Raw genomic sequence first — 12,626 nt, forward strand, 5'->3', positions numbered from 1 at the left:
GCAGCGGGAGATTTAGCCACGGGCCACCTCCAAGCAAATGTCGACCACGCTGTGGGTGGCTTCAGGCTTGGCCAAACGACGGGCCGTCTCAGCCATAGTGTTTAGTTGTGCGGGGTGCATCAAAACCTCAGTCAGCTGCGCGGCCAGCGTGGCGGCGTCAGTGGAGCGTTGCGGCAGCAGAACGGCGGCGCCTTCGCTGGCCAAATAAGCGGCATTACGGGTTTGGTGATCATCGATCGCATGGGGCAGCGGCACTAAAAATGCCGGCAGGCCCGCAGCGGCCAATTCACTGACAGTCAGGGCGCCGGCGCGGCACACGACCAGATCCGCCTCGGCATAGGCCTTGGCCATGTCTTGGATAAAGGGCGCCACTTCGGCCTGCACCGCCACTTCGCGATAGCGCTCAGCGGTGATCTGCGCGTGTTGTTTACCGGCCTGATGGAATACATGTGGGCGCAGCTCTGGCGCGACCAAGGCCAGCGCCTGGGGCAGCAATTTATTCAGCGGCTCAGCACCCAGACTTCCGCCCAATACCAGCAGGCGAGGCTGACGCTGCTGCAGAGCGGCGCGCGGCTGGCTCAAGAACAACTCAGGGCGCACCGGGTTACCGGTGGTGCGGCGTTTGTCGCTGGCGGCGAAGGTATTCGGGAACGCCTCGCACACCCGGCTGGCAAAGCGCAGCAGGCTGCGGTTAGCGGTGCCAGCCACGGCATTTTGCTCATGGATAATCAACGGCGCGCCGTGCAGCCAAGCAGCCAAGCCACCCGGACCAGTCACATAACCGCCCATACCGAGCACGCAGACTGGCTGCAGCTCACGAACAATCTTGCGCGCCTGCCACAGGGCTTTCAGCAACTGCAACGGCGCTTTAAGCAGGGACAGTTTGCTCTTGCCGCGCAGGCCAGTGACATCAATCAGATGCAGCGGTAAACCAGCCGCCGGCACCAATTCATTCTCGATGCCACGCGGCGTGCCTAACCAGTGCACGCTATAGCCACGGGCTTGGAACTCACGGGCACAGGCCAGTGCGGGGAACACGTGTCCACCAGTACCACCGGCCATGATCAGGACGTTAGCGCCCATGGCGCACCTCCTTGGCCGGTTGCACATCAAAGAAATCTTCTTCTTTAAATTCCACTTCAGCACTGCCTAACTGGGTACGGCGCTCCCACTCGATGCGCAGCAGCATGGCCAGGCACACGCAGCAGATCACCAGAGAGCTGCCGCCGTAACTCAAAAATGGCAGGGTCAGACCTTTAGTCGGCAGGCGACCGATGTTCACGCCAATATTGATCAGGATCTGCCCGACCCACAAAAACGACAGGCCATAGGCCAAATAAGCCGAGAAGTACTGCTTGGATTTTTCCGCCCACAGGCCGATGTACAGGCCGCGCACGCTGACGAAGATAAACAGCGCCACGGTCAGCAGCGCGCCGACCATGCCGAGCTCCTCGGCCAGTACCGAGAACACAAAGTCGGTGTGTGCTTCAGGCAGGTAGAACTGCTTCTGCACACTGTTGCCCAGCCCCACGCCGAGCCACTCGCCACGGCCAAAGGCGATCAACGCCTGACTCAGCTGATAGCCTGCGCCGTATTGGTCGGCCCAAGGGTCGACGAAGTTGGTCAGTCGTTGCAGGCGATAGGATTGGCTGGTCATTACCAGCACACCAGCGCCCAACACGGCCAAGCCCAGCGGGATAAAACGCACCAGGTTAATGCCGCCCAAGAACAACATGGCAATCGAAGCGCCGAACAGCACCACGGTGGCGCCGAAGTCCGGCTCACCGAGCAGCAACACGGCGATGGGCGCCAGCACGGCCAGTGGTTTAAGGAAGCCACTGAGTTTCTCGCGCACTTCCACTTGGCGGCGGACCATGTAGCCGGCGAGGAACATCACCGTGAAGACCTTGGCCAACTCCGAAGGCTGCAAGTTGAAGAAGCCGAAGCCAATCCAGCGCTTGGCGCCGTTAACCTCACGGCCAATGCCCGGGATCAGCACCAGTGCCAGCAACACCACCGCCATCAACATCAGCTTGGTGCTGTGCTTCTGCCAGGTAGCCATCGGCACCAGCAGGGTCAGCAAACCGGCACCCAGGCCCAGCGCCACATAGATGATGTGGCGAATCAAGTAGTACAGCGGATTACCCGTCTGCGCCGCGGCTACCTCAGTGGAAGCCGAAGCGATCATCACCAGCCCCAAGCCGAGCAGGCCCAGGCAGCCGGCCAGCATCGGAAAGTCGACATCGGCGGCACGGGGGCTACGCAGCGGTGATGGAGCGGCGAGTAGACGGGCGAGAAGTTTCACTTAAGGCCCTCCACAGCTTGGGCGAACAGCTGTCCGCGTTGCTCGAAGTTTTTAAACATATCCAGGCTCGCGCAGGCCGGCGACAGCAGCACCGCATCGCCGCGCTGAGCCAGCTCAGCACTGCGCTGTACCGCTTCTTCCAGAGTGCTGACGCGAATCAGCTCGCTGGCACCGGCCAAGGCTTGGGCCAACAGCTCAGCGTCACGCCCCAGCAGAATCACCGCGCGGCAGAACTTCGCCACCGGCGCTTTAAGAGCCGAGAAGTCCGCGCCTTTGCCATCGCCACCGGCGATCAGCACCAGCTTGCCGTCGATATCCGCGCCTAGGCCTTCGATGGCCGCCAAGGCGGCACCGACGTTGGTGGCTTTGGAGTCGTCGTAGTAACTCACTCCGGCGCGCTCACGCAGCCACTGGCAGCGATGAGGCAAGCCGGCGAAATTGCGCAGCGCTTCGAGCATCGGCTCACAAGGCAGGCCCACGGCATGGCCCAAAGCCAAGGCCGCCAGGGCATTAGCTTGGTTATGTGCACCGCGAATTTTCAACTCACGCACTGGCAGCAAAGCGGCGAACTGATAACCCAGGTACTTCTCACCGTGTTCTTCGAGCAGGCCAAAGCGGTTGAAGTCCGGCTTGCCCAGCCCAAACAGCGTGACCGGCACATCGTCGCCCAACAGCGGCCGCGACAGCGCGTCGTCAGCATTTATCACCACCTGCTTGGCGCCACGGAAGATGCGGTGTTTGGCCAGGTGATAGGCCTGCAGATCGGCGTAGCGATCCATATGGTCTTCGCTGATATTCAGGCAAGTCGCCACTTGCGCGTTCAGGCTGTGGGTGGTTTCCAGCTGGAAGCTGGACAGTTCCAGCACATACAACTCGACGTCATCACCCAGCAGATCCAGGGCCGGGGTACCCAAGTTGCCGCCCACGGCTACTTTTTTGCCGGCCGCCGCCGCCATTTCACCGACCAAGGTGGTCACGGTGCTTTTCGCGTTGGAGCCGGTGATAGCCACGATCGGCGCTTTGGCGTAACGGGCAAACAGATCGATATCGCCACTGAGCTTAACGCCCCGCGCAGCCGCCGCTTGCAGCGCTGGGGTGGCGATGGCCAAACCAGGGCTGACTAACAGCTCTTGAGCACGGCAGAGGAACTCCACATCCAGCTCGCCACAGCGCACCTCAACCTGCGGGTACTGGTCACGCAAGGTGCTCAGCTCCGGCGGGTTGGCGCGCGTGTCGACCACGGCAAAAGGCAGGCCCTGGCGCGCTAAGAAGCGCACAAGGGACATACCGCTCTTGCCGAGGCCGACAACGATGCGCATGTGGTCTGATGCGATCAAACTCATGGATTCCTCAACGCAGTTTCAAGGTAGCTAGGCCGATCAGCACCAAAATCACGGTGATGATCCAGAAACGCACAATCACCCGTGGTTCGGGCCAGCCTTTCAATTCAAAGTGGTGGTGGATCGGCGCCATGCGGAACACGCGCTTGCCGGTCAGCTTGAAGCTGGCCACCTGGATAATCACCGACAGGGTCTCGACCACGAAGATGCCGCCCATGATGAACAGCACGATCTCCTGACGGACCACCACGGCGATGGTGCCCAGCGCAGCACCCAAGGCCAGTGCGCCGACGTCACCCATAAAGACTTGGGCCGGATAGGTGTTGAACCACAGAAAGCCCAGACCGGCGCCAACCAACGCGGCGCAGAATACGATCAGCTCGCCGGAACCCGGCACATAAGGGATAAACAGGTATTCGGCGAACTTAATGTTGCCCGACAGGTAGCAGAAGATGCCCAGTGCGCCGCCGACCAATACGGTCGGCAGAATGGCCAGGCCATCGAGGCCGTCGGTGAGGTTCACGGCGTTGCTCGAACCTACGATGACGAAGTAAGTCAGCACCACAAAGCCCACGCCCAGCGGCAGGCTGAAGTCTTTGATCATGGGCAGAATCAGGCTGGTTTCCACCGGCGTTTGCGCAGTCAGAAACAGAAACAGCGCCGCGCCCAAACCAAACACCGACTGCCAGAAATACTTCCAACGGCTCGGCAGACCACGGGAGTTCTTCTCGATGACTTTGCGGTAGTCATCCACCCAACCGATGGCGCCGAACAGCAGGGTCACGGCCAGCACCACCCACACATAGCGGTTAGTCAGGTCAGCCCAGAGCAAGGTGCTGACGGCAATGGCGGTGAGGATCAGGGCGCCGCCCATGGTCGGCGTGCCTTTCTTCGACAGGTGCGACTGCGGCCCGTCGTTGCGCACAGCTTGGCCAATCTGGCGATTCTGCAGGGTGCGAATCATCCACGGGCCGAGGCACAGGGCCAGGGACAGCGCGGTCAGTACACTGAGGATGCCGCGTAGTGTCAGGTACTGAAACACTGCGAAAGCCTTGTGAAACTGTTGCAGGTATTCGGCCAGCAGCAGCAGCATTAATGCATCTCCCCGGATGTGCCACACAGCGCGGCGACGACTTTCTCCATCGCCGCACTGCGTGAGCCTTTAATAAGAATGGTGGTGTCACTCGGCTCTTGATGCAGAGCCGCGATTAGAGTGTTTTGATCGACAAAGTGCCGTGCGCCGGCAGCAAATTCTTCGACGGCAAACTTCATCAGCGGGCCGACGGCGTATAGCGCGTCCACTTTGCCCTTGGCGTAGCTGCCAACCTGGCGATGGCCAGACTCAGCCCAGGCGCCCAGCTCACCGATATCACCCAGCACCAGCACGGTACGCCCGGGGAAACCGGCAAGGATATCGATAGCCGCGCACACCGAAGCCGGATTGGCGTTGTAGCTGTCGTCAATCACGCGCAAACCGCTGCCAGTCAACTGCGCAGCAGCACGACCTTTAACCGCCTGCACGGCTTCAAGACCGGCTTTAATCCCAGCGAGGCTGACATCCAGCGCTAAGGCGGCAGTGGCAGCGGCCAAGGCATTGGCGACGTTATGCTCACCGAGCAAATTGAGTTGAATGCGTGTCTGACCAGCAGCGCTGTGCAAGGTAAAGGCCGAGCAACCGCGGGCATCACGCTGCAAATCGCTGGCATAGACGTCAGCGTCTGAGTTAGTCAGAGCGAAGCTGTGCACCTGCGCCGCCCCAGCGCGCTGCTGCCAGGTGGCGAAGGCCTTGTCATCCAGGTTGAGCACGGCCACGCCGCGCGCATCCAAGCCCTGGAGAATCTCGCCCTTGGCCTCGACGATTTTTTCCGGCCCGCCAAACTCACCGACATGGGCGCTGCCGGCATTATTGATAAGGGCCACTTGCGGCTGGGTCAGGGCGACTGTGTAGGCGATTTCACCGACATGGTTGGCGCCCAACTCGATCACCCCGGCGACATGCTCAGGTGCCAGTTCGAGCAAGGTCAGCGGCGCGCCGAGATCATTATTCAGGTTGCCCCGGGTGGCCAATACCGGACCGTTAAGACCCGCGCGCAGGATACTGGCGAGCAGCTCTTTAACGGTGGTCTTGCCGCTGGAGCCGGTGATCGCCACCAGCGGTGCGTTGAAGGCTTGGCGGTTCAGCGCGCCTAATTGCCCCAAGGCCAGGCGGGTGTCGGCGACCAGCAGTTGCGGCAGATCGACACCCGCCACGTGGCGCTCGACCAAGGCAGCGACAGCCCCTTTGGCCTGCACCTCCGCCAGGTAGTTATGGCCATCGAAGTTCGGGCCACTGAGTGCAATAAACAACTGCCCCGGTGCAATCGCCCGGCTGTCAGTGCTCACCGCACTAAAGGCCACGTCGGCACCGAGTACCTGGGCGTGCAGGGCGCTGGCCACTTGCGACAACCGCAATGCTTTAAGCATGGGCAGCCCCCCATGCAGCCAGGGCATTAGTCGCCTCGAGCAGATCCGAGAAAGCTTGGCGCTCGCCGTTGATTTCCTGGTAGTCCTCATGGCCCTTGCCGGCCAACACCAGCACATCATCGGCGCTGGCACTGGCAATCAGCTGGGCGATGGCCTGGCCGCGACCATGGACAAACTGCACCTGCTCAGGCGCGCTGAAGCCTGTGCGGATATCCGCGAAAATGACTTGCGGCTGCTCGGTACGCGGATTGTCGTCGGTGACCAGCACGGCATCGGCCAGACGCTCAACCACCGCGGCCATCAGCGGCCGTTTACCGGCGTCACGATCGCCACCACAGCCAAACAAGCACTGCAGACGACCTTTAACGTGGGGGCGCAGCGCTTGCAGCACTTGCTCCAAGGCATCCGGCGTGTGGGCGTAATCCACTACAACCAGAGGCTGGCCATGGCCACCGAGGCGCTGCATACGGCCAACCGGGCCTTGCAATTTAGGCAGCACACTGAGGATTTCATCCAGCGGGTAGTCCAAACCCAACAATGCGCCGACGACCGCCAGCAAGTTGCTCAGGTTAAAGCGGCCGAGCAAAGCACTGTGCAAGCTGCCTTCGCCACGGGGCGTGACTAGGGTGGCGCGCACACCGTGCTCATCGAACTGTGCATCGCGGCAGTACAGATAGGCTGCGCTGTCTTGCAGGCTATAGCTGAGCAATTGCGAATCATGGTCGGCGCCAGCCAGTTCACGACCAAACGCGTCATCGATATTGATCACCCGGCAACGCAGGCTCGGCCAGGCGAACAGGGCCGCCTTGGCCTCGGCATAGGCCTGCATCGAACCGTGGTAGTCGAGGTGATCGCGGGACAGATTGGTCAGCACCGCCACATCAAATTCGAGGGCAGCGACACGGCCCTGATGCAAGCCATGGGACGACACTTCCATGGCTACGGCGCGGGCACCGGCGCTTTTCAATTCAGCCAGGGTGGCTTGCACACCGACGGGATCAGGCGTGGTGTGGCGCCCTTGTTCAAGGGCGTTATAAAAACCATTGCCCAAGGTGCCAACGATGCCGCATGGCTCACCGAGTAAATCCAAGGCCTGCGCCAGCAGTTGGCTGACACTGGTTTTACCGTTGGTGCCCGTGATACCTACTAAGCGCAGGCCACGGCTCGGCTCGCCATAGAAGCGCCCGGCAATAGCCGACAGCTGCTGGGCCAAACCTTTAACTGGGATCAGCTCCGCGCTGTGCGCGGTCATGGTCGCCGCACCTTCAGCTTCAAAGGCCACAGCGGCAGCGCCACGGGCAATTGCGTCGCTGATATGCACCCGACCGTCTTGCTGAGTACCGGGCACGGCCAGAAACAAATCACCGGGGCGCACTTTGCGGCTGTCCAACGTCAGTTCGCGGATCAGCGCGCTACTCGAGGCCTGGGGCAGTAGTTGATTCAGTGGCATTGGCATCAGATACGCCCTCCCTTGGCCGGCGCTACCGCAGCGGTGGTGGTTTGCTGGGGTAAGTTGTCGGGGGCGATGTTCATCAGGCGCAGCGCGCCAGCCATCACTTTGCCAAATACCGGAGCCGAGACCAGACCACCGTAGTAGCCGCCCTCACTAGGCTCATCAATCATGACCACCGCAGCAATGCGCGGGTTGTTCACCGGCGCCACGCCAGCAAAGAACGAGCGATAGGCTTTATCCACATAGCCCTTGCTGCCAGTGGCGGCCTTACGCGCCGTGCCGCTCTTGCCGCCGACGTGATAGCCCGGCACTTTGGCGCGCACGCCGCCACCGCCCGGCTCTTCCACCACGGACTGGAGCATGCCGACCACGGTCTGGGCAATTTTCGGATCAATCACTTGCACCGCATCAGGCTTGCGATCCAGACGGACCATCGACAGCGGCACTACCTGGCCTTTATTACCCAGAACGGTGTAAGCATGGGCCAGTTGCACCGCAGTGACCGACAGGCCGTAGCCGTAAGCCAAGGTGGCGGTTTCGGCCTTCTTCCACACCCGGTAATTAGGCAGATTGCCGACCCGCTCGCCGGGGAAGCTCAGACCGGTGTCTTGGCCCAAACCGACTTGTTGCATCACGGCGTAAATCGGCTCAGCACCGATATCGAATGCCACCTTACTGATGCCGACGTTACTCGACTTCATCAGAATCCCGGTGAGGTTCAGTACGCCACCGCGGGACACGTCGCGGATGGTGTAGCGCCCGATCTGCAAGGTGCCCGGATAGGTGTCGACGGTCATTTCCGGCGTCCAGCGTCCAGTGCCCAGCGCCGCGGCGATGGAGAATGGCTTAACGGTCGAGCCTGGCTCAAACACGTCGATCATGGCGCGGTTACGCATGGCCGCCGGATGCAGATTGCGCCGGTTGTTCGGGTTATAAGTAGGCTGATTGACCATGGCCAGCACTTCGCCGGTCTGCACATCGAGCATCACCAGGCTGCCCGCTTTCGCGCCGAACTCATTGACCGCATTACGCAGCTCACGGTGCGCCAGGTACTGCAGACGCAGGTCGATCGACAGCGCCAAGGTCTTACCGGCCTTGGCGTTCTGCGCCACTTGCACGTCTTTAATCAGACGCCCACGGCGGTCTTTCAGGACCTGCCGCTTGCCCGGCACGCCAGCCAGCCAATCATCGAAGGCCAGTTCCATACCTTCACGACCGTGGTCATCGATATCGGTAAAGCCCACCACATGGGCCGCCACTTCACCGGCCGGATAAAAACGGCGGAACTCTTCAATGCCGTACACACCCGGCACTTTCAGATCAAGAATCTGCTGGCCGCGTTCAGGAGTGAGGCCGCGCACCAAGTACATAAACTCGCGGTTAGCGCTACCCAGCAGGCGTTCGCTAAAGGCCTTGGGCTCTTGCCCCAGGGCTTGAGCCAAGGCGGGCCATTTGTCTTTGCCGTTTTGCAGTTCTTTACCATTAGCCCACAGGGTGGTCACCGGCGTACTCACGGCCAGTGGCTCGCCATTGCGGTCGGTGATCAGACCACGGTGCGCAGGAATCGGGATATGCCGCACGCTGCGCGCATCACCATGGGCCTGCAGGAAGCTCTGATCGAAGACCTGCAAGTCGACGATACGCCAGACGATCGCGCCCACCATCAGTGCCAGCAACCCCAGCACCAGACGGAAACGCCATGGATACAGTGCGCCTTCGAGCTTCATCATGGCGCCACCATCTGCACTTCGGCGGCATCTGGGATGCGCATGCCGAGGCGCTCACTGGCCAGGGTTTCAATACGGTTATGTGCCGTCCAAGTGCTCTGCTCAAGGATCAAGCGCCCCCACTCGGCCTGAGCTTTGTCGCGCACGCTCAGCTCGGCATACAGATCATTGAGCAGTTGCCGGTTCCAGTGCGCGCTATAAGACACGCACACTGCGGAGACCATAACGCCGACGAACAGCACCAGCATCAGCCAGCTGCCGCGCGGCAAGGGTTTGCGAAATAGCCCGCTCACCGGAGTTTCTCCGCAATGCGCATGACCGCGCTGCGCGAGCGCGGGTTGGCTTGCAACTCGGCTTCGCTGGCGAACACGGGCTTACCAATCAGTTTCAGGCGCGGCTCGAAGGCCTTGGGGATGATCGGCAGGTCGCGGGGCAACTTGTCCATCTCGCCTTTGGCGTGCTTGCGCATAAAGAGTTTGACGATGCGGTCTTCCAGGGAGTGGAAGCTGATCACCACCAGACGCCCGCCGACCTCAAGGTTATCCAGCGCCGCATCGAGGCCGCGCTGCAAATCACCGAGCTCGTTATTGACATGGATGCGCAGACCTTGGAAGGCACGAGTCGCCGGATTCTTGCCTTTTTCCCAAGCGGGGTTGGCCACGGTCAGCACTTGCGCCAGATCGGCGGTACGCTCAAAGGGCTGTTCTTCGCGGCGCTGCACCACGGCGCGCGCCATGCGCTTGGCAAAGCGCTCTTCGCCGTACTCTTTAAAGACTCGAGCGATTTCTTCTTCCGGCGCCTGGGCGATGAACTGGGCGGCACTGACCCCGGCATCCGGGTTCATGCGCATATCCAACGGGCCATCATGCAGAAAGCTAAAGCCGCGGGCCGCGTCGTCCAATTGCGGCGAGGACACGCCCAAGTCAAGCAGAATGCCGCTTAGACGGCCATTCAGGTCGCGCTGCGCGAGCTCATCGGCCAGCTCGGCAAAGCTACGCTGCACAACGACAAAGCGGCCGTCTTCGGCCGCCAAGGTATTGCCAGTTGCAATCGCCAGTGGGTCTTTATCAAACCCGAGCAGCTGCCCTCCGCCGCCGAGCTTCTGCAAGATCAATCGGCTGTGCCCGCCGCGGCCGAAAGTGCCGTCGACATAGACCCCATCGCCGCGCAGCGCCAACCCCTCGACAGCCTCGTCGAGAAGTACGGTTATATGGCGAAAGCTGCTGGTCATAGTCACAGGATCAAGTCACGTAGTTCGTCGGACAAAGCCCCTGGTTGCTTGATCGCTGCCAAATCGGCATCGGCCACTGCATTCCAAGCATCTTCATCCCACAGTTGAAATTTATTGAGCTGACCGACCAACATCGCACGCTTGTCCAGCTTGGCGTACTCACGCAGGCGCGGCGGCACCAGGAAACGTCCGCTGGCATCCAGCTCAAGATCCACAGCATTGCCAATCAACAGGCGCTGCAAGCGGCGGTTTTCTTCACGGAAAGAGGCGAGTTCGCGGAGCTTGGCTTCAATCAGCTCCCACTCAGACAAGGGATAAACACACAGGCAAGGGTCTATGGCATCAATCGTAACGATGAGCTGGCCAGCACAACGCGAGACGAGCTCATCCCGATACCTACTAGGCATCGCGAGCCGCCCTTTGGCGTCGAGACTGATGGCGTTAGCTCCGCGAAACACGATCGCGTATCCCCTTTTTATTAGCTTTCCTTGCCCAAAAACCCACTTTGCGCCACTTCTTACCACTCGCGCACACTATAGGAACGCACACACCCCACCGTCAAGGCGCGTACAGCAGGAAAAGTCCTTATAGAACGGCGATTTAGCTAACTTTGCGGGAGCAAAAGACAGAATGAACTTCAAGAAGGGAGAACAAAATCTAACCAGCGCAACAACATCACCACCAAACTTAAAGTGATTTGTTAAGAGTTGGTTTTTTTTGCTGTTTGCGAGATAAGCGACAGATTGCAGGACATGCACAAGAAGGGAGGTGGAGAGCCGATCTATAAGCCGGGTTCTGTCGAGGACAGCCATTCCTCTACGATGTACATCACTGCACATCTTTAGCAACCTACCCGGTTCCAGCGCGGGCCACGCCAATGGAACCCTATTTGGTCTTGCTCCGAGTGGGGTTTACCTAGCCACGGACTGTTGCCAGCCGTGCGGTGCGCTCTTACCGCACCTTTTCACCCTTACCGGCACCGAAGCGCTTAGGCGGTTATTTTCTGTGGCACTTTCCGTAGGCTCACGCCCCCCAGGCATTACCTGGCACTCCGCCCTATGGAGCCCGGACTTTCCTCCCCCACATTTAGCAGAACTAAATATGGCAGCGACTGTCCGATCGACTCTCCGCCGCCAAGGGTAACGGCTACGCCCTTATAGAACAAGGACTAAACCTCCTTTTGCCGCTCCAGCGCCGCCTGATACAACAGGTTCTTACGCACTCCGGTGATCTCCGCCGCCAGCGCCGCCGCACGCTTGAGCGGCAATTCCGCGAGTAACAGATCCAGCACCCGCAGCGCCTCAGCACTGATTGCCTCATCGCCTTCCGGCGCCTGCCAACCCGCCACCAACACCACGCACTCACCGCGCTGCTGGTTGCTATCGGCGCCGACCCAAGCCGCCAATTCAGCTAGCGGCAAGCCCTTGAGGGTCTCGAAGGTCTTGGTGATTTCCCGCGCGAGCAAGGCCGGGCGCTCAGCGCCGAAGACCGCCTGCATGTCCTGCAGGCACTCAAGGATACGGTGCGGCGCCTCATAGAAGATCAGCGTACGCGGCTCTTCCTTAACCTGCTCTAAACGGGCACGCCGGCCCACCGCCTTGGCCGGCAAAAAGCCTTCAAAGATAAACCGGTCAGACGGCAAACCGGCCGCCGACAGCGCCGCAATCAAGGCACTCGCCCCGGGCACCGGCACCACTCGCACTCCTGCCGCCCGCGCCTGACGTACCAAGTGGTAGCCCGGATCAGAGATCAGCGGCGTGCCGGCGTCAGAAATCAGCGCGACATCATCGCCCGCCAGCAGGCGTTCGATAAAGCGACTGCCCTGATCACGCTCGTTATGCTCATGACAGGCCGCCAACGGCGTGCCGATACCAAAGTGCTGCATCAGGCGCGCCGAATGCCGGGTGTCCTCGGCGGCAATCAAGGCTACGCTTCGTAGCACATTGAGCGCCCGGGTCGAGATGTCATCGAGGTTGCCAATGGGCGTTGCAACCACATAAAGACTGCCATAAGGCGAATTCACAGCGGCAGGAGTGGTCACTAAACAGCCCTCTTTAATCAACAAAGCGCCCATTGTAGCCGGATTAGCTGCGGCAACATCGCGTCA

The 12,626-nt window shown here is 60.7% G+C and carries 11 protein-coding genes and 1 other RNA gene; all 12 read right to left on the reverse strand.

The window, feature by feature from the left end; genetic code table 11:
- Positions 1-12: 12 nt before the first annotated feature.
- The 12 genes from murG to rsmI all read right to left on the reverse strand — a co-directional run bounded on the left by murG (position 13) and on the right by rsmI (position 12,593).
- Positions 13-1,083, reverse strand: a complete 1,071-nt coding sequence (gene murG, locus NTD81_RS10865) for an undecaprenyldiphospho-muramoylpentapeptide beta-N-acetylglucosaminyltransferase (protein ID WP_262182331.1) — start codon at positions 1,081-1,083, stop codon at positions 13-15.
- The gene (gene ftsW / locus NTD81_RS10870; RefSeq protein WP_262182333.1) at positions 1,073-2,305 is read right to left on the reverse strand and encodes a putative lipid II flippase FtsW; all 1,233 of its coding nucleotides are present in this window, start codon (positions 2,303-2,305) and stop codon (positions 1,073-1,075) included. The genes murG and ftsW overlap by 11 nt, the downstream gene beginning before the upstream one ends.
- A complete protein-coding gene (gene murD, locus NTD81_RS10875) occupies positions 2,302-3,648 on the reverse strand; it encodes a UDP-N-acetylmuramoyl-L-alanine--D-glutamate ligase (RefSeq protein ID WP_262182334.1) in 1,347 nt (448 codons plus the stop codon). The genes ftsW and murD overlap by 4 nt, the downstream gene beginning before the upstream one ends.
- Before the next feature lie 7 nt (positions 3,649-3,655).
- Complete coding sequence (mraY, locus tag NTD81_RS10880) at positions 3,656-4,738, reverse strand: phospho-N-acetylmuramoyl-pentapeptide-transferase (protein ID WP_262182335.1); 1,083 nt, start codon at positions 4,736-4,738, stop codon at positions 3,656-3,658.
- Complete coding sequence (gene murF / locus NTD81_RS10885; RefSeq protein WP_262182336.1) at positions 4,738-6,108, reverse strand: UDP-N-acetylmuramoyl-tripeptide--D-alanyl-D-alanine ligase; 1,371 nt, start codon at positions 6,106-6,108, stop codon at positions 4,738-4,740. The genes mraY and murF overlap by 1 nt, the downstream gene beginning before the upstream one ends.
- Positions 6,101-7,564, reverse strand: a complete 1,464-nt coding sequence (murE, locus tag NTD81_RS10890) for a UDP-N-acetylmuramoyl-L-alanyl-D-glutamate--2,6-diaminopimelate ligase (protein WP_262182337.1) — start codon at positions 7,562-7,564, stop codon at positions 6,101-6,103. Before murE ends, murF begins: the two co-directional genes overlap by 8 nt.
- The gene (locus NTD81_RS10895; RefSeq protein ID WP_410017145.1) at positions 7,564-9,291 is read right to left on the reverse strand and encodes a peptidoglycan D,D-transpeptidase FtsI family protein; all 1,728 of its coding nucleotides are present in this window, start codon (positions 9,289-9,291) and stop codon (positions 7,564-7,566) included. Before NTD81_RS10895 ends, murE begins: the two co-directional genes overlap by 1 nt.
- Entirely contained in the window at positions 9,288-9,581 is a 294-nt protein-coding gene (gene ftsL / locus NTD81_RS10900) for a cell division protein FtsL (RefSeq protein WP_262182338.1), read from the reverse strand. The genes NTD81_RS10895 and ftsL overlap by 4 nt, the downstream gene beginning before the upstream one ends.
- Positions 9,578-10,519 (reverse strand): 16S rRNA (cytosine(1402)-N(4))-methyltransferase RsmH, encoded by a 942-nt coding sequence (gene rsmH / locus NTD81_RS10905; protein WP_262182339.1) that lies wholly within the window; start codon positions 10,517-10,519, stop codon positions 9,578-9,580. The genes ftsL and rsmH overlap by 4 nt, the downstream gene beginning before the upstream one ends.
- A 2-nt stretch (positions 10,520-10,521) precedes the next feature.
- Positions 10,522-10,977 (reverse strand): division/cell wall cluster transcriptional repressor MraZ, encoded by a 456-nt coding sequence (gene mraZ, locus NTD81_RS10910; RefSeq protein ID WP_160343709.1) that lies wholly within the window; start codon positions 10,975-10,977, stop codon positions 10,522-10,524.
- A 310-nt stretch (positions 10,978-11,287) separates the two neighbouring features.
- Positions 11,288-11,646, reverse strand: an RNA gene (gene rnpB / locus NTD81_RS10915) — RNase P RNA component class A.
- A 41-nt stretch (positions 11,647-11,687) separates the two neighbouring features.
- The gene (rsmI, locus tag NTD81_RS10920) at positions 11,688-12,593 is read right to left on the reverse strand and encodes a 16S rRNA (cytidine(1402)-2'-O)-methyltransferase (protein ID WP_410017146.1); all 906 of its coding nucleotides are present in this window, start codon (positions 12,591-12,593) and stop codon (positions 11,688-11,690) included.
- Positions 12,594-12,626 lie beyond the last annotated feature (33 nt).

The sequence above is a fragment of the Pseudomonas sp. 5P_3.1_Bac2 genome (genome assembly GCF_025465995.1).
Taxonomy (GTDB): Bacteria; Pseudomonadota; Gammaproteobacteria; order Pseudomonadales; family Pseudomonadaceae; genus Aquipseudomonas.